The sequence below is a fragment of the Ancylobacter sp. IITR112 genome (genome assembly GCF_041415945.1).
Classification (GTDB): Bacteria; Pseudomonadota; Alphaproteobacteria; order Rhizobiales; family Xanthobacteraceae; genus Ancylobacter.
On sequence record NZ_JBGCUS010000001.1, the window covers coordinates 1,664,617 to 1,680,350 of the forward strand.

Annotated in this window: 14 protein-coding genes; 1 reads left to right on the forward strand and 13 read right to left on the reverse strand. The window is 69.9% G+C overall.

Annotated features, from left to right (window positions below):
- Positions 1-46 precede the first annotated feature (46 nt).
- From AAC979_RS08005 to ytfQ, 13 genes are all read right to left on the reverse strand, one after another.
- Positions 47-712, reverse strand: coding sequence for a 2-dehydro-3-deoxy-6-phosphogalactonate aldolase (locus AAC979_RS08005; RefSeq protein ID WP_371346281.1), 666 nt, complete (start codon positions 710-712; stop codon positions 47-49).
- Positions 709-1,635, reverse strand: coding sequence for a 2-dehydro-3-deoxygalactonokinase (locus AAC979_RS08010; RefSeq protein WP_371346282.1), 927 nt, complete (start codon positions 1,633-1,635; stop codon positions 709-711). The genes AAC979_RS08005 and AAC979_RS08010 overlap by 4 nt, the downstream gene beginning before the upstream one ends.
- A complete protein-coding gene (locus tag AAC979_RS08015) occupies positions 1,635-2,543 on the reverse strand; it encodes an SMP-30/gluconolactonase/LRE family protein (RefSeq protein ID WP_371346283.1) in 909 nt (302 codons plus the stop codon). Before AAC979_RS08015 ends, AAC979_RS08010 begins: the two co-directional genes overlap by 1 nt.
- Complete coding sequence (locus tag AAC979_RS08020; protein WP_371346284.1) at positions 2,530-4,350, reverse strand: IlvD/Edd family dehydratase; 1,821 nt, start codon at positions 4,348-4,350, stop codon at positions 2,530-2,532. Before AAC979_RS08020 ends, AAC979_RS08015 begins: the two co-directional genes overlap by 14 nt.
- 17 nt (positions 4,351-4,367) lie before the next feature.
- Positions 4,368-5,294, reverse strand: a complete 927-nt coding sequence (locus AAC979_RS08025; RefSeq protein WP_371346285.1) for a Gfo/Idh/MocA family protein — start codon at positions 5,292-5,294, stop codon at positions 4,368-4,370.
- Positions 5,291-6,889 (reverse strand): aldehyde dehydrogenase (NADP(+)), encoded by a 1,599-nt coding sequence (locus tag AAC979_RS08030; RefSeq protein WP_371349022.1) that lies wholly within the window; start codon positions 6,887-6,889, stop codon positions 5,291-5,293. Before AAC979_RS08030 ends, AAC979_RS08025 begins: the two co-directional genes overlap by 4 nt.
- 5 nt (positions 6,890-6,894) lie before the next feature.
- Positions 6,895-7,827, reverse strand: a complete 933-nt coding sequence (locus tag AAC979_RS08035; RefSeq protein ID WP_371346286.1) for a dihydrodipicolinate synthase family protein — start codon at positions 7,825-7,827, stop codon at positions 6,895-6,897.
- Between the two features lie 8 nt (positions 7,828-7,835).
- Entirely contained in the window at positions 7,836-9,602 is a 1,767-nt protein-coding gene (locus AAC979_RS08040) for an IlvD/Edd family dehydratase (RefSeq protein WP_371346287.1), read from the reverse strand.
- A 12-nt stretch (positions 9,603-9,614) separates the two neighbouring features.
- Positions 9,615-10,349 carry a FadR/GntR family transcriptional regulator gene (locus tag AAC979_RS08045; RefSeq protein WP_371346288.1) on the reverse strand — a complete coding sequence of 245 codons (735 nt, stop codon included), beginning with the start codon at positions 10,347-10,349 and terminating at the stop codon, positions 9,615-9,617.
- Positions 10,346-11,338, reverse strand: coding sequence for a galactofuranose ABC transporter, permease protein YjfF (gene yjfF, locus AAC979_RS08050; protein WP_371346289.1), 993 nt, complete (start codon positions 11,336-11,338; stop codon positions 10,346-10,348). The genes AAC979_RS08045 and yjfF overlap by 4 nt, the downstream gene beginning before the upstream one ends.
- Positions 11,335-12,345 carry an ABC transporter permease gene (locus tag AAC979_RS08055; RefSeq protein WP_371346290.1) on the reverse strand — a complete coding sequence of 337 codons (1,011 nt, stop codon included), beginning with the start codon at positions 12,343-12,345 and terminating at the stop codon, positions 11,335-11,337. The genes yjfF and AAC979_RS08055 overlap by 4 nt, the downstream gene beginning before the upstream one ends.
- Before the next feature lie 10 nt (positions 12,346-12,355).
- The gene (locus tag AAC979_RS08060) at positions 12,356-13,894 is read right to left on the reverse strand and encodes a sugar ABC transporter ATP-binding protein (protein ID WP_371346291.1); all 1,539 of its coding nucleotides are present in this window, start codon (positions 13,892-13,894) and stop codon (positions 12,356-12,358) included.
- A 161-nt stretch (positions 13,895-14,055) separates the two neighbouring features.
- A complete protein-coding gene (gene ytfQ, locus AAC979_RS08065; RefSeq protein WP_371346292.1) occupies positions 14,056-15,021 on the reverse strand; it encodes a galactofuranose ABC transporter, galactofuranose-binding protein YtfQ in 966 nt (321 codons plus the stop codon).
- Between the two features lie 227 nt (positions 15,022-15,248).
- On the opposite strand from ytfQ, the gene AAC979_RS08070 reads away from it, so the two are divergent.
- A complete protein-coding gene (locus AAC979_RS08070; protein WP_371346293.1) occupies positions 15,249-15,701 on the forward strand; it encodes a hypothetical protein in 453 nt (150 codons plus the stop codon).
- Positions 15,702-15,734 lie beyond the last annotated feature (33 nt).

Genomic DNA, 15,734 nt, shown 5'->3' on the forward strand with positions numbered 1-15,734 from the left:
GGCGGTCCGGTTTCTTGGCGGGGAAGCCCGCGGAAAGGCGCGCGGTTCATCCGCCGCCTCGTGTTTCGGTCGGAAAGGCCGCGTCATAGGCCGCGACCATGGCCCGCGCCCTCGCCCGCACCTCGGCGGCGGTGGCGCCGGGCCGGTAGAGGCTGGAGCCGAGGCCGAAGGTGCGGATGCCGGCGCGCGCATAGGCGGCGAATTCCGCCTCACCCACCCCGCCCACCGCGCCGACCACCGTGCCCGGCGGCAGCACCACGGAAATCGCCTGGATGATCGCGGGCCCAAGCAGATTGGCGGGGAAGAATTTGAGCCCCGAGGCCCCCGCCTTCAGCGCCGCGAACGCCTCGGTCGGGGTCAGCACGCCGGGCATCGTCACCATGCCGTGGCGGGCGGCGCGGGCGATCACCGCTGCGTCGACATTCGGGCTCACCATCAGCCGGCCGCCGGCATAGTCGAGCAGGTCCACCTCTTCGACGGTGAGCACCGTGCCGGCGCCGATGAGCACGCCCTCTGGGGCGAGCCGGGCAGCGGCCTCGATGGAGGCGAAGGGATCGGGCGAGTTGAGCGGAATCTCGATCGCCTCCAGCCCTTCCTCGATGAGCGCGCCGACAATGGCTTCCGCCTCTTCCGGGCGCAGGCCGCGCAGAATGGCCACCAGCCCGCGCCGAAGCTGCGGCCAGGGCACGCGGGGGGCGAAGGGGGCGTTCATGCAGAGATCCTTTCCAGCCGGAACGCCCGAAGCGCCGCCGCGTGCAGTCCGGCGCGCACGCAGGCTTCGGCGTCGTGAAGGGTGACGGCGGCGAACCCGGCCCGTTTCAGCGCGGTGCCGTACAGCGCCGCCGCCGCGCCGGAGGCGATGAGCGCTACCGGGCCCGTGCCGGCGATGCGGGCCGCGCCGGCGAGTTCCGCGCCGATGAGCAGGCCGGACAGCCGCGCCAGCGTCGCCTCCGGCGATGCGCCGTCCAGCAGCCAGCCGGCGCGCAGGCGGAACAGGTCGCGGCCGAGCAGCTCCGGCGCGGCGAGGCCGTCATCGACGCCGGTGGCGAAATCCGCCGATGCGGGGTCGACGGGCGCCGCCCCCTCCACCGCCGGCGCGACGACGGAGGCGCTGCGCAGCAAATGGAACAGTTCGCCGGTGAGGAAGGTCGCGAAGCCGGCGACCGCGCCCTCTTCGACCCGCACCCATTTGGAGTGGGTGCCGGGCAGGCAGGCGGTGCCGGCGAAGCCGTCGCGGAGCAGCGGCAGAAGCTGGGTTTCCTCGCCGCGCATGACATCGGCCCCCGCCGCGCCGCGCTGGGCGATGCCGGGCAGAATGCGGATGAGGCGTCGGGCGGAGGGCACATGCGCCGCCTGCTCCGTCAGCCCGTCGAGCCCGGCGGGGGTGGCAACATAGGCGGCCTCGACCCAGCCGGCGCGCGAGCCGACCATGCCGCACATCATGACGGGCACGCCGTCGGGAATGTCGAGCGCGGCGAGATGGGATTCCAGCACCGTCTCGAAGCCCTCGGCGCCTGAGGCAGCGAGCCCCTGCGCGCTGCGGCGTTCCGCCAGCACGGCGCCCCCGGCGTCGAGCGCCCAGAGACGGAAGCTCGACGTGCCCCAGTCGACGACGATGTGCGAGACGCCGCCCATCACCGCGCCCCCAGAAGGACGCGCGGCTCGGCGCGGCCTTTGGCGCCGATGTCGAGCAGGAAGGTGCGGCCATGTTCCGGGTCGCCGGCGCGGGCGTCGTCGTCCATGTGCTCCCAGGCCGAGGTGACGAGCACGCGGTCGAACCCCGTGCCGACAAAGACCGGGCAGCTGGTCTGGTGCGCCGGGGTGGGCACGCTGCGGACAAGATCGCCCGCCGGCGTATAGGCGTTGAGCCGCGCCCCGCCCCAGATGGCGCACCAGATCAGCCCCTCGGCATCGGTCACGGCGCCATCGAGCCCGCCTTCGCCGCCATGGCGGTGGAGAAGGGTGGGGGCTTCCAGCGGCAGGCCGGAGCCGGGATCGAGCCGCACACGGTAGAGTTCGCCGATCGCCGTGTCGGCGAAATAGCCGATGGCTCCATCGGGTGAGAAGCAGATGGCGTTGGGAATGGTGACGGCGGGAAACAGCGGCACCACCGCGCCGGCATGGAAGGCATAGACGGTGCCGGCGCCGGTCTCGGCGTTGCGGCCCATGGTGCTGAACCAGAAGGTGCCGGAAGGGTGGACGCGGGCGTCGTTGGAACGGTTGCCGCCCTTGTCGGCCTCCACCGCGGCCAGCGTTTCCAGCCGGCCGGAGGCGATGTCGCGCAGCATCAGCCCGGCCTCGGTGACGAGCAGCTGGCGCTCGGCATCGACAAGAGCCAGGGCGCTGGCCATGACAGGAAGCGCGTGCACCGTGATGTCGCCCGTGGCGAGCCGCGCCTCATAGAGCCGCTTCTCCACGATGTCGAACCACCAGGCGGTGTCGATCGCCGCGTCATAGGCCGGGCCCTCGCCGAGATGGCAGCGCTCGGCGCAGAGGAGGGCGACGGTGGCCGTCTCGGGAGCGGGCGCGCTAATGGTTGTCACGCGGCATCCCCTTGGTCTGGGCGATGCGCTGGTAGCGCACCGCGTTTTCCAGCACGGCGCCGGTTTCCAGCTGGCCGACGAGGCCGCGCTGGATTTCCTGCCACGGCGTCTGGCTGGCGGGGTAGGCATAGCCGCCGGCTGCGTCCAGCTCGGCGCGGCGGCGGGCAAGCTCCTCCTCCGGCACCAGCATATTGGCGCTGTTGCGCCGGAGATCGATGCGCACGCGGTCGCCGGTGCGCAGCAGCGCGAGCCCGCCGCCGACCGCCGCTTCCGGCGAGGCGTTGAGGATGGAGGGCGAGCCCGACGTGCCGGACTGCCGCCCGTCGCCGATGCAGGGCAGGGCATGGACGCCGGCCTTGATGAGGTAGTCCGGCGCCCGCATGTTCACCACTTCCGCCGCGCCGGGATAGCCGATGGGGCCGGCGCCGCGCATGAACAGGATGCAGCCATCGTCGATGGCGAGCGCGGGATCGTCGATGCGGGCGTGATAATCCTCCGGCCCGTCGAAGACGATGGCGCGGCCCTCGAAGGCCTCCGGGTCGTCGGGGTTGGAGAGGTAGCGCACGCGGAATTCGGCGCTGATGACGCTGGTCTTCATGATGGCGGAGGAGAACAGATTGCCGCGCAGCACGCGGAAGCCGGCCTTTTCCTTCAGCGGCTGGTCATAGGGGCGGATGACCGCCTCGTCCTCGATGCGTGTAGCGGCGCAGTTCTCGCCAATGCTGCGCCCGTTCACGGTGAGCGCGTCCTCGGCGATGAGGCCCTGGCCCATCAGCTGGTTCACCACCGCCGGTACGCCGCCGGCATGATAGTAATCCTCGCCAAGATATTCGCCGGCCGGCTGCAGGTTCACCAGCAGCGGCACCTCCTCGCCATAGGTCTGCCAGTCGTCGATGGAGAGTTCCACCCCGACGTGGCGCGCCAGCGCGTTGAGGTGGATCGGCGCATTGGTCGAGCCGCCAATGGCCGAGTTCACCCGAATGGCGTTGAGGAAGGCGTCGCGGGTGAGGATGTCGGACGGTTTCAGATCCTCATGCACCATCTCGACGATGCGCAGTCCGGTGCGGTAGGCCACTTCCTGCCGGTCGCGATAGGGCGCCGGGATGGCCGCGGAACCGGGAAGCTGCATGCCCAGCGCCTCGGCGAGCGAGTTCATCGTCGTCGCCGTGCCCATGGTGTTGCAATAGCCGGTCGAGGGCGCGGAGGACGCCACCAGCTTGACGAAGCCGGCATGGTCGATCTCGCCCGCCGCCAGCAATTCGCGCGCCTTCCAGACGATGGTGCCGGAGCCGGTGCGCGCGCCCTTGTACCAGCCGTTCAGCATCGGCCCGACCGAGAGCGCGATGGCGGGAATGTTCACGGTGGCCGCCGCCATCAGCAGCGCGGGCGTGGTCTTGTCGCAGCCGATGGTCAGCACCACGCCGTCGAGCGGGTAGCCATAGAGCACCTCGACCAAGCCGAGATAGGCAAGGTTGCGGTCGAGCCCGGCGGTGGGACGCTTGCCGGTTTCCTGAATGGGGTGGACCGGGAATTCGATGGCGATGCCGCCGGCCTCGCGAATGCCGTCGCGCACCCGCTTGGCGAGTTCGAGATGATGGCGGTTGCAGGGGGAGAGGTCGGAGCCGGTCTGGGCGATGCCGATGATCGGCCGGCCGCTCTGCAGCTCCTCCTGGCTGAGGCCGAAATTGAGGTAGCGCTCGAGATAGAGCGCGGTCATGTCGATATTGTCGGGGTTGTCGAACCAGGCGCGGGAGCGCAGGGGCCGGTCGCGAAGGGGTGCGTCGCTCTTGGTGGCTTTGCCGTCCATGCGTGTCTCCTCAAGGCTCAGTCATGGAACGGCGCGACTTCGACGCGCCGCCCCAGCAGGAAGGCGTCGGCGACCAGTTGCAGCGGGGCGAGGTCGACATCCGATCCCCCCGTCTGAACGAGGTCGACGAAGCGCCGGTAGATGTTGCGATATTCCGCCTCCGGCTGGGCGCTGAGCACTTGCCCGTCGAGCGAGAGTTCCGCCCCGCCCTTGGCGAGCAGCAGCGTGCCGCGGTCGGTATCGACCTCGATGTCCCAGCTCTGCGGGCCGGTCTGCAGGAAATCGAGATCGGCCTCGACCGGCAGCCCGTCCGCATCCGCGAAAGCGACGGTGGCGGCGATGGGCGCGGCGCAGTTGGACGGGAAGGACAGTTCCGCGCCGGTGACGAAGACCGGGCGTGGGAGAATGCGCGTGAGGATGGACAGCGCATTGATGGCGGGGTCGAACACGCCGAGCCCGCCCGGCTCCCATATCCAGCGCTGGCCGGGATGCCAGACGCGCACATCCTCCTTCCATGTCACCCGCACCGCGCGCGGCGCCACCTCGGCGAGGAAGGCGCGGGCCGGCTCCACCGCCGGGGCGAAGCGCGAATGCCAGGTGGCGAACAGCGTCCGCCCCGACGCCTGCGCCGCCGCGACCAGCGGGCCAAGCTCGCTCACCGTGGCGCCGGGCGGCTTTTCCAGCAGCACATGTTTGCCGGCGCCCAGCGCCTGCGCCGCGAGGTCGTGGCGGCCCTGCGGCGGGGTGCACAGCGCCACCGCGTCCACCGGCGTGTCGCTCGCCAGCAATTCCGCCAGCGTGGCGAAATGAGCGACGCCGTCGAGCGAGGCATTGCGGCTGGCCACCGCCACCAGCTCGATACCCTCCGTCGCGGCGATGGCGGGGAGGTGCTGGTCGCGGGCGATCTTGCCGAGGCCGACAAGGGCGAGACGGATCGGGCTCATGGGCGGGCCTCCCCGGCGAGCACCAGCGTGCCGTCGACGAGGCGCGGCAGGCCGAGCGGATTTTCCGCCTGCACGGCGGCGGGCAGCAGCGCTTCCGGCAGGTCCTGGTAGCAGACCGGGCGCAGGAAGCGGCGGATGGCGAGCGTGCCGACCGAGGTCGAGCGCGGATCGGAGGTCGCGGGGAACGGCCCGCCATGCACCATGGCGTGGCAGACCTCGACGCCGGTCGGCCAGCCATTGGCGAGGATGCGCCCGGCCTTGTCTTCGAGCACCGGCAGCAGCGAGGCGGCGAGCGCGTGGTCGGCGGGATCGAGATGCAGCGTCGCGGTGAGCTGGCCTTCCAGCGCCCCGGCCACCGCCGCCATGTCTGCCTCGTCGGCACAGCGGATCACCAGCGAGGAGGCGCCGAACACTTCGTGCGAGAGGACGGGTTCGCGCAGGAAGGCAGCGGCCTCAGTGACGAACAGCGCCGGGCGGCAGGCATTGACGCCGCCCTCCGCGCCATGGGCGACCTCGGTGACGTCGGCGCTGCCCTCCAGCGTGGCGACGCCCTTGGCATAGGCGCTGGCGATGCCGGGAGTGAGCATGGTCGCCGCCGGGGCGGCGGACACCGCCGTGGCGGCCGCCGCAATGAAGCGGTCCAGCGCCGCGCCGGCGATGGCGATGACGAGGCCGGGATTGGTGCAGAACTGACCCGCGCCCATGGTCAGCGAGCCGACGAAGCCGGTGGCCAGCGCCTCGGCGCGGGCTTCCAGCGCGGCCGGCAGCAGGAACACCGGGTTGATGCTGCTCATCTCGGCGAAGACCGGGATCGGCTCGGGCCGGTTGGCGGCGATGCGGCACAGCGCGAGGCCGCCGCCGCGCGAGCCGGTGAAGCCGACCGCCTTGATGCGGGGATCGGCCACCAGCGCGGAACCCAGTTCATGCGACGTGCCGGTGAGCAGCGAGAACACGCCCTCCGCCAGACCAGCCTCAGCGACGGCGGCACGGATGGCGCGGCCGACGAGTTCAGAGGTGCCGGGATGGGCGGGATGTCCCTTGACGATGACCGGGCAGCCCGCCGCCAGCGCCGAGGCGGTGTCGCCGCCCGCCACCGAGAAGGCCAGCGGGAAGTTCGAGGCGCCGAACACCGCCACCGGCCCGAGGCCGATATGGCGCAGGCGCAGATCCGCGCGCGGCAGGGGTTTGCGGTCGGGCAGGGCGCTGTCGAGGCGCGGCTCGTCGGCGCCGCCCGCCCGCACCCAGCTTGCGAACAGCCGGAGCTGGCCGGTGGTGCGGGCGCGCTCGCCGGTGAGCCGGGCGACGGGCAGGCCGGTCTCGCGCGCCGCACGGGCGATCAGCGCATCCCCCAGCGCCTCGATATTGGCGGCGATGGCGTCGAGAAAGGCGGCGCGCGCCGCAGGCGTGGTGGCGCGGTAGAGCGGGAAGGCGGCGGCGGCAAGCGCGGTGGCTTCCGCCACCTCGGCCGGGCCGGCCTCGAAGAACGCCGGTTCCAGCGCCGCGCCGGTGGCGGGATCGACCGCGCGGAAGCTCGCCCCGCCGGTGAGGTCGCGGGAGCCGATGAGAGCAGCGCCGGTGAGTTCGGTCATGTCCATCGCGCTCACTTACCCCACCTCAATACCAGCGGATCGAGCCGGCGGGCAAGTTCCAGCAGGCCGGCCCGCGTTGCCGGGTGCACGGGCGGCAGCGGCGCGCGCAGCGTGTCGTGGCGGATCACCCCGCCTTCCTGCATCAGGATTTTCGCGGTGGCGAAGCTAGCCTGGCGGTTCTCATAATTGATCAGCGGCAGCCAGCGCTGATAGGCGTCGAGCGCCGCTTCCCGATCCCCGGCAAAATACGGGTCGATGATCTCTCGGATGCCATCGGGGAAGCCGCCGCCGGTCATGGCGCCGGTGGCCCCCGCATCGAGATCGGCCATCAGCGTGATCGCCTCCTCGCCGTCCCACGGGCCGATAATGGCGTCGCCGCCGGCCTCGATCAGCGCCCGCAGCTTGTTCGCCGCCTGCGGCACCTCGATCTTGAAATAGGCGAGGTGTTCGATTTCCTGCGCCATCTTCGCCAGGAACGGCACGGAGAGCGGCGTGCCGGCGACGGGCGCGTCCTGCACCATGATCGGAATGTCGATGGCGTCGGACACCGCCTTGTAGAAGGCGTAGACGGACGACTCCGGCACCCGGAAGGTGGCGCCGTGATAGGGCGGCATCACCATCACCATCGCCGCGCCCGCCTCCTGCGCCCGCTTTGAGCGCTCGGCGCAGATATGGGTGGCGAAATGGGTGGTGGTGACGATGACCGGCACCCGCCCCGCCACATGTTCCAGCACCGTGGTCATGATGAGGTCGCGCTCATCGTCCGCCAGCACGAACTGCTCGGAGAAATTGGCGAGGATGCACAGGCCGTGCGAGCCGGCGTCGATCATGAAGTCGATGCAGCGCTTCTGGCCGTCGAGATCGAGCCGGCCGTCGGCGTCGAACACGGTCGGCGCGACCGGGAACACACCCTTATAGGGGCCGGCGGCGGAAAGGCGGGTCATCCTGCACCTCAGTGATTGTCGCGGGGAACGGGCGAACCCGAACGCCCGACCAGAAAGTCGAAATCCGCGCCGCGGTCGGCCTGCAGCACGTGGTCGATGTAAAGCCGCTGATAGCCGCGCGCGGCATGCGGCTCCGGCGGCACCCAGGCGGCGCGGCGGGCGGCCATCTCTTCGTCGCTCACATGCAGGTGCAGCGAGCGGGCGGGCACGTCGAGCGTGATGAGATCGCCGTTCTTCACCAGCGCCAGCGGTCCGCCGGCGGTGGCCTCCGGCGCGACATGCAGCACCACGGTGCCATAGGCGGTGCCGGACATGCGGGCATCGGAAATGCGGATCATGTCGCGCACGCCCTCGCGCAGCAGCTTGGCCGGCAGCGGCATATTGCCGACCTCCGCCATGCCGGGGTAGCCCTTCGGGCCGCAATGCTTCAGCACCATGATGCAGGAGGCATCGATATCCAGCGCCTCGTCATTGACCGCATGGTGCATCTCCTCGACGCTTTCGAACACCACGGCCCGGCCGGTGTGCTGCATCAGTTCCGGCGAGGCGGCCGACGGCTTGATGACCGCGCCGTCCGGGGCGAGATTGCCGGTGAGGATGGCGATGCCGGCCTCCGGCTTGAACGGCGCCTCGAAGGGGGTGATGACTTCCGGGTTCCAGTTCGGCGCGGTCGCCACATTCTCCCAGAGGGTGCGGCCGTTCACCGTGCGGGCGTCCTTGTTCAGCAGGCCGCGCTCGCCCAGCGCCCGCAGCACCGCCGGCAGGCCGCCGGCATAGTAGAAATCCTCCATCAGGAAGCGGCCGGACGGCATCAGGTCGACAAGGCAGTGAATGTCGCGCCCGAGCCGGTCGAAATCCGCCAGCGTGAGATCGACGCCCACGCGCCCGGCGAGGGCGAGCAGATGCACAACCGCATTGGTCGAGCCGCCAATGGCGGCCAGCGCACGGATGGCGTTCTCGAAGGCTTCCCGGGTGAGAATGTCGGAGGGCTTGAGGTCTTCCTGCACCATGTCGACGATGCGCCGGCCGGCCATGCGCGCCAGCAGATTGCGGCGGGCGTCGACGGCGGGGATGGCGGCGTTCTCCGGCAGGCCGATGCCGAGCGCTTCCACCATCGAGGCCATGGTGGAGGCGGTGCCCATGGTCATGCAGGAGCCGGAGGAGCGGTTCATGCCCGCTTCCGCCTCGTGGAACTCGGCCATGGTGATCTCGCCGGCGCGCAACTGCTCGCTCATCGAGATGATGTTGGTGCCCGAGCCGATGATCTGGCCACGGTAATTGCCGCGAAGCTGCGGCCCGCCCGACACGCCGATGGCCGGCAGGTCGGCAGAGGCCGCGCCCATCAGCAGCGCCGGCGTGGTCTTGTCGCAGCCCATCAGCAGCACCACGCCGTCGAGCGGGTGGGCGCGGATCGCCTCCTCCACATCCATCGAGGCGAGGTTGCGAAACAGCATGGCGGTGGGGCGCATCGTCACCTCGCCGAGCGAGGAGACGGGGAATTCCAGGGGATAGCCGCCCGCATCCAGCACGCCGCGCCGCACATGTTCGGCGAGGTCGCGGAAATGGATGTTGCAGGGGGTGAGTTCCGACCAGGTGTTGCAGATGCCGATCACCGGGCGTCCGTCGAAACGGTCCTGCGGCTGGCCGGAATTCTTCAGGAAGGAGCGGTAATAGAACCCCATCTTGTCCTGCCGGCCGAACCAGGCCTGACTGCGCAAAGGCTTCTGGCTGCGCAGCGTCTTCTTGTTATCGTTGGTCGTTCCGTCATCGCTCATGTCGGCACCCGGTCAGCCCGCCGCGCCGTGGCGGCGCAGGCCGTTGAAGATCACATTGGTCATGGCGGCGGCGGCGGCTTCCGCATCGGCATCGGCGATGGCCTCGACGATGCGCTCATGCGCGGCCACCGCGATGTCGTGCTCGCGCGCGTCGCCCGGGGCGGAGAGCACGAAGGAGGCGCGCAGCGCGGCCTCGATCACCGCGCCGACCGAGCGCATGAACGGGTTGCCCGAGGCGGTGGCCACTTCCACATGCAGCGTCAGATCGGCCTCGGCGAAGCCTTCGGAGGCGCCGGGCTCCTCCTTCATCTGCGCCACGGCGCGGCGCATCACCGCCAGCTGTTCCTCGTTGCGCCGCTCGGCGGCCAGCGCGGCGGCGCGCGGCTCCACCGCGAGGCGGATTTCCGAGAGATCGCGCAGGAAGCGCTTGTCGATGCCGGCATCGAGATGCCAGGCGAGCACATCGGCGTCGAACATGTTCCAGGCCGCGCGCTCGCGCACCACCGTGCCGACCCGCGCCTTGGTGGAGAGCAGGCCCTTGGCCACCAGCGTCTTCACGCTCTCGCGCAGCACCGGCCGCGACACGCCGAAGAGCAGCGTCAGCTCGGCATCGCCCGGTAGCTTGGCGCCTTCGCCATAGCGGCCGGCGATGATGTCGATGCCGATGGTGCGCGCCACTTCCGCATGGTTGGAATGCGAGCGGCGGGTGGGGATGACGATGATCTGCAAGGCGTTGGGCGCGCTCATGGATGGACTCCGGCCGGGGCGCGCCGCGAGCAGCGGGCCAGGTGCAAGGTGAGCTGCTGGAAGGCGATGAAGGCGAACAGCAGGAGCCCGGTGGCGATCTTCGCCCACCAGCTCGACAGCATGCCGTCGAAGCTGATGTAGGTCTGGATCAGGCCCTGGATCATCACGCCCAGGAAGGAGCCGAAGATGAAGCCATACCCGCCCGAGAGCAGCGTGCCGCCGATCACCACCGCGGCGATGGCGTCGAGTTCGACACCAACGGCGGAGAGCGAATAGCCCGAGGAGGTGTAGAGCGAGAACACGATTCCCGCGAGCCCGGCGAGCACGCTGGAGAGGGTGTAGATGAGCACCGTGGTGCGCGCGACATTGATGCCCATCAGCCCGGTCGCGGTGCGCGAGCCGCCGAGCGCATAGACATTGGCGCCGAAGCGGGTGAGGTGCAGCAGCACCATGCCGGCGAGCACCACCGCGAGCATGATCATCGCCGGCACGGTGAGCCGGGCGCCGCCCTCGAAGCGGAAGGCATGGTCGGAGAGGTGGGCGTAGAGATCGGCGTTGATGGGGAGCGATTCCGTCGACAGCAGGAAGCTCGCCCCGCGCGCCAGGAACATGCCGGCCAAAGTGACGATGAAGGCCGGCAGCTCGAAATACTGGATGATCGCCCCCATCGCGGCGCCGAACAGCGCGCACAGGACGAGGATCAGCACGAAGGCGGCGAGCGGCGGCACGCCCCAGCGCTCGATCGCCAGAGCGAGGAACACGGTGGTGAAGCCGATCACCGAGCCGACCGAGAGGTCGATGCCGCCGGAGATGATGACGAAGGTCATGCCGACCGCGACGATGACCAGGAAGGCATTGTCGGTGAGCAGGTTCATCACCACCCGCAGCGAGGCGAAGTTGGGGTAGATGAGCGAGCAGATGACAAATCCGGCAAGGAATACCGCAGCGGTGGCGAGCACCGGGGTCAGCCGGCTCAAGGAGCGGATCATCGGCGCTTGCCTCCCGATTTCGACCGGCTGAACAGCACGCCGAGCCCGGCCAGCGCACCGCCGAGCCGGGGCGACTGGGCGAGCAGCACGGCGAGCACCACCACCGCCTTCACCACCAGATTGGTCTCGGGCGGAAAGCCGGAGAGCAATATGCCGGTGTTCATCGCCTGGATGATGAGCGCGCCGACGACGGCGAGCAGAATGGAGAAGCGCCCGCCGAACAGCGAGGTGCCGCCGATCACCACGGCGAGGATGGCGTCGAGTTCCAGCCACAGCCCGGCATTATTGGCGTCGGCGCCGAGAATGTCGGCGCTGGCGACGATGCCGGCCAGCGCGGCGCACAGGCCGCTCCAGACATAGACCGCGACGGTGATGAGGCGCGTGCCGATGCCGGCGAGCGCGCTGGCGCGGGGATTGCCGCCGGTGGCTTCGATCATCAGCCCGAGCGCGGTGCCGCGCACCAGCGCGAGCGTCAGCGCCATCATGCCGAGCGTCAGCACCACCGGCGTCGGCAGGCCGAGCACCGAACCACCGCCGAGAAAGGCCAGTTCCGGCGATGTGAAGGTGACGATCCGCCCCTCGGTGATGAGCTGGGCGATGCCGCGCCCGGCCACCATGAGGATCAGCGTCGCCACAATCGGCTGGATGCCGAGCAGGGCGACCAGAAAACCGTTCCACAACCCGCATAGCAGCCCGGCGCCGAGGGCGGCGGCGAGCACAACGGGCAGGGAATGGCTGTCGGCAAGGCTGGCGGCGATGGCACCACAGATCGCCATGACCGCGCCGACCGAAAGGTCGATGCCGCGCATGGCGATGACCAGCACCATGCCGATGGACAGCAGCGCCACCGGCGCGCCGCGATTGAGCACGTCGATCAGGCTGCCGAACAGCCGCCCGTCCTGCACGCGAATGTCGAAGAATTGCGGCGAGACGAACCAGTTGGCGAGCAGGATCACCGCCAGCGCGACAAGCTGCGAGGTGCCGAGGCGGGGAAGACGCATGGCCATCCTCCGTCCCTCACGCCGCCGCCGGGGCGGGCGCGGGGGCGTCCGCGATGGCGGCAAGAATGGCGGGCACGTTAATCGCCTCGCCCGCCAGCCGGGCGACCTGCGTCCGGTCGCGCAGCACCACCACCTCATCGGCATAGGTGACGAGTTCTTCCAGTTCCGACGAGACCACGAGCAGCGCCATGCCATCCCGGCACAAATCGCGGATCAGCCTTATGATCTCGGCATGGGCGCCGACGTCGATGCCGCGCGTCGGCTCGTCGAGGATCAGCAGGCGCGGGGCGGTGGCGAGCCAGCGCGCCAGCAGCGCCTTCTGCTGGTTGCCACCGGAGAGCAGGCCGATGGGCCGCTCCGGGTCCGGCGGGCGGATATCGAGCAGGCGGATGAACTTCGCCGCGATCTCGTCCTGTTCGCGGCGCGAGAGGGGGGCGAGCGCGCCCCGCCGGGCCTGCAGCGCCAGCACGATGTTCTCGCGCACGGTGAGATCGGCGACGATGCCTTCGGTCTTGCGCTCCTCCGGGCAGTAGCCGAAGCCGAGCGCCATCGCCTCGCGCGGCGAGCCGAGCGTGACCGGGCGGCCGGCGACTTCCGCCGTGCCGCGATCCGCCCGCTCGGCGCCGAAGACCAGCCGCACCGTCTCCGTCCGGCCGGAGCCCAGCAGACCGGCGAGGCCGACGACATGGCCGGCGCGCAAGGTGAGGTCGAACGGGGCGATATAGCCGTCCTTGCCGAAGCCGCGAAAGGCGGCGATCTCGGCGGCCGGCGCCGTGGCGTCGCGGGCCGGGCGCTGGGTGGTGGCGTCGCTGAGTTCGCGCCCCAGCATCAGCCGCACGAGATCAAGGCGCGGCATCTCCCCGATCGGCGCGCTGCCGGCGAGGCGGCCATTGCGCAGCACGGTGATGCGGTCGCAAATGGCGTAGACCTGATCGAGGAAATGAGTGACGAAAACGATGCCGATGCCACGCGCCTTAAGCTGGCGCATCACCGCGAACAGCACCTCGACCTCATGCGCGTCGAGGCTGGCGGTCGGCTCGTCGAGAATGAGCACGCGGGCCGACTGGTCGACCGCGCGGGCGATGGCGACGATGTGCTGCACGGCGACGGAATAGCTTTCCAGCGGCGCGGCGACATCAATCGACAGGCCGAATTCGGCGAGGAGGGCGCGGGCGCGCCGGCGCATCTCGCCCTCGCGCACCAGCCCGAAGCGGGTCGGCTGACGGCCGAGGAACAGGTTCTGCGCCACCGAGAGATTGGGCGCGAGATTGACCTCCTGATAGACGGTGGCGAGCCCCGCGCGCACCGCCTCTTCGGCCGAGCGCGGGGCGATGGCGACCCCGTCCAGCGCCAGCCGGCCGGCATCGCGCGCCACCACGCCGGTCATGGTCTTGATCAGGGTGGATTTTCCCGCGCCGTTCTCGCCCAGCAAAGCATGAATTTCGCCAGCGCGCAGGGTGAAGTCGACACGATCGAGCGCGGTGAAGCCGGCAAAGGACTTCGAGAAGCCGGTCAGCGCCAGAAGCGGCGGGGGGGACGGATCGGCGGGGTGCATGACGGCCTCGGAAGGGACGGGAAAGCCGCGCGAGCCGGCCGGAGGAAGAGCCGGCTCGCGCAGGGCAGGGGCGGCGGGCGAGGACCGCGGCGTCACCTGCTCAGAGCCTTGAACGGAACCCAGTCGCATCGCGAAAGCCGGGCGGGCCTTCGCGCACCGGCTCAGTAGCCGAGGTCCTTCTTGGATTCGTAGACCGCCATCGGGTTGTCGGCCTGGGTGTAGAGCTTGGACTCGGTCTGGATCCACTTCGGCGGAACGGTGCCCTTTTCCTTATAGGCGATGACCGCGTCGAAGGCGGGGCCGGCCATGTTCGGGGTGAGTTCGACGGTGGCATTGGCTTCGCCCGCCGCCATGGCCTTGAAGATATCCGGCACGGCGTCGATGGAGACGGTGAGGATCTCGGTGCCCGGCTTCAGCCCGGCTTCCTTCATCGCCTGGATGGCGCCGACCATCATGTCGTCATTATGGGCGTAGACGGCGCAGATGTTCTTGCCGCCGCCTTCGGCCTTGATGAAGCTCTCCATCACTTCCTTGCCCTTGGCACGGGTGAAGTCGCCGGTCTGGCTGCGCACGATCTTGACGTTTGAAGCGCCGGCGATGCCGTCCTCGAAGCCCTTCTTGCGGTTGGTGGCGACGGAGGCGCCGACCGTGCCCTGAAGCTCGACGACATTGCAGGGCTTGCCGGCGACGGTCTTCACCAGCCACTCGCCGGCGACCTTGCCTTCATGCACGCTGTCGGAGGTGACGGCGGTGAGGTAGAGTTCCTTGCCCGAGGGGTCGATGTCGCGGTCGAGCAGCACGACCGGAATCTTCGCCTCCTTGGCCTCCTTCAGCACCGAATCCCAGCCGGTGGCGACCACGGGCGCGAGGAAAATGGCGTCCACGCCCTGGGCGACGAAGGCGCGGATCGCCTTGATCTGGTTTTCCTGCTTCTGCTGGGCGTCGGCGATCTTGAAATTGATGTTCCGCTTCTTGGCCTCGGCCTTGGAAACGGTGGTCTCGGCCGCGCGCCAGCCCGATTCCGAGCCGATCTGCGAAAAGCCGATGGTCATGTCGGCAGCCTGCGCGCCGACCGAAAACAGCGCGCCGGACACGGCGGACGCGAGCAGCAAGGCCCTGAAATTCATTGGCGTTTCTCCCGTGAGGTATCACCGTCGCGCCACTTGCGGGCGCTTGCCGGCGGGGAATCTATGCCACAGTCCCGCCCGTCTGAATAGTCATACTGTTTGACTTTTTAACGCGACACGCGCCGGGCTGCCGTGCGGCTCCGGCGCGGTGCGCTGTTCCCGGCGGGAACGGCTGACGCATCGGGAAGTTGTTCCCGCAGCCAACATCCATTGGCAGGAGGAACGTCATGAAAAAGCTAGGGAATACCTCTCGATCCGTCGCCACCGCCACATTTGTCGGCGCCGCGCTCAGCCTCACCGCCGGTGCGGCGCTGGCCGGCCCCTGCGCCGACCGCCTCGCTGCGGTGGAGAAGAAGGTGGCCGCCACCGATGCCGGCTCCGGCCCGACCGACCTACCAGCGGCCGGCACCACCGCCCCCGATGCGGGCACGCCGCGCGCCGGCGAGGCGCCGGGAACCGGCGGCACCGCCGGCATGAACGACACGCTGAGCGGGCGGGCCGCCTCGCCCGCCGATGTCCGCGCCCAGACCGCAGGCCAGAAGACGGCCGCCGATGGCGGCGCCTCCACCGCCGACCAGCTCAGCGACGCGCTGGCGAAAGCGCAGGAAGCCGACGCCGCCGGCGACGCGCAGGCCTGCGGACGCGCGCTCGACACGGCGGAAAAGCTGCTGCAGGGCTAACTCCGCGCCGCCTCGCTTTGGAGCGTTTTCGAG

What these genes read in the sequence shown, in the direction of transcription:
- AAC979_RS08005 (WP_371346281.1), bottom strand. Translation starts at nt 712, where the DNA reads ATGAACGCCCCCTTCGCCCCCCGCGTGCCCTGGCCGCAGCTTCGGCGC.
- AAC979_RS08010 (WP_371346282.1), bottom strand. Translation starts at nt 1,635, where the DNA reads ATGGGCGGCGTCTCGCACATCGTCGTCGACTGGGGCACGTCGAGCTTC.
- AAC979_RS08020 (WP_371346284.1), bottom strand. Translation starts at nt 4,350, where the DNA reads ATGGACGGCAAAGCCACCAAGAGCGACGCACCCCTTCGCGACCGGCCC.
- AAC979_RS08025 (WP_371346285.1), bottom strand. Translation starts at nt 5,294, where the DNA reads ATGAGCCCGATCCGTCTCGCCCTTGTCGGCCTCGGCAAGATCGCCCGC.
- AAC979_RS08030 (WP_371349022.1), bottom strand. Translation starts at nt 6,889, where the DNA reads ATGGACATGACCGAACTCACCGGCGCTGCTCTCATCGGCTCCCGCGAC.
- AAC979_RS08035 (WP_371346286.1), bottom strand. Translation starts at nt 7,827, where the DNA reads ATGACCCGCCTTTCCGCCGCCGGCCCCTATAAGGGTGTGTTCCCGGTC.
- AAC979_RS08040 (WP_371346287.1), bottom strand. Translation starts at nt 9,602, where the DNA reads ATGAGCGATGACGGAACGACCAACGATAACAAGAAGACGCTGCGCAGC.
- AAC979_RS08045 (WP_371346288.1), bottom strand. Translation starts at nt 10,349, where the DNA reads ATGAGCGCGCCCAACGCCTTGCAGATCATCGTCATCCCCACCCGCCGC.
- yjfF (WP_371346289.1), bottom strand. Translation starts at nt 11,338, where the DNA reads ATGATCCGCTCCTTGAGCCGGCTGACCCCGGTGCTCGCCACCGCTGCG.
- AAC979_RS08055 (WP_371346290.1), bottom strand. Translation starts at nt 12,345, where the DNA reads ATGGCCATGCGTCTTCCCCGCCTCGGCACCTCGCAGCTTGTCGCGCTG.
- AAC979_RS08060 (WP_371346291.1), bottom strand. Translation starts at nt 13,894, where the DNA reads ATGCACCCCGCCGATCCGTCCCCCCCGCCGCTTCTGGCGCTGACCGGC.
- ytfQ (WP_371346292.1), bottom strand. Translation starts at nt 15,021, where the DNA reads ATGAATTTCAGGGCCTTGCTGCTCGCGTCCGCCGTGTCCGGCGCGCTG.
- AAC979_RS08070 (WP_371346293.1), top strand. Translation starts at nt 15,249, where the DNA reads ATGAAAAAGCTAGGGAATACCTCTCGATCCGTCGCCACCGCCACATTT.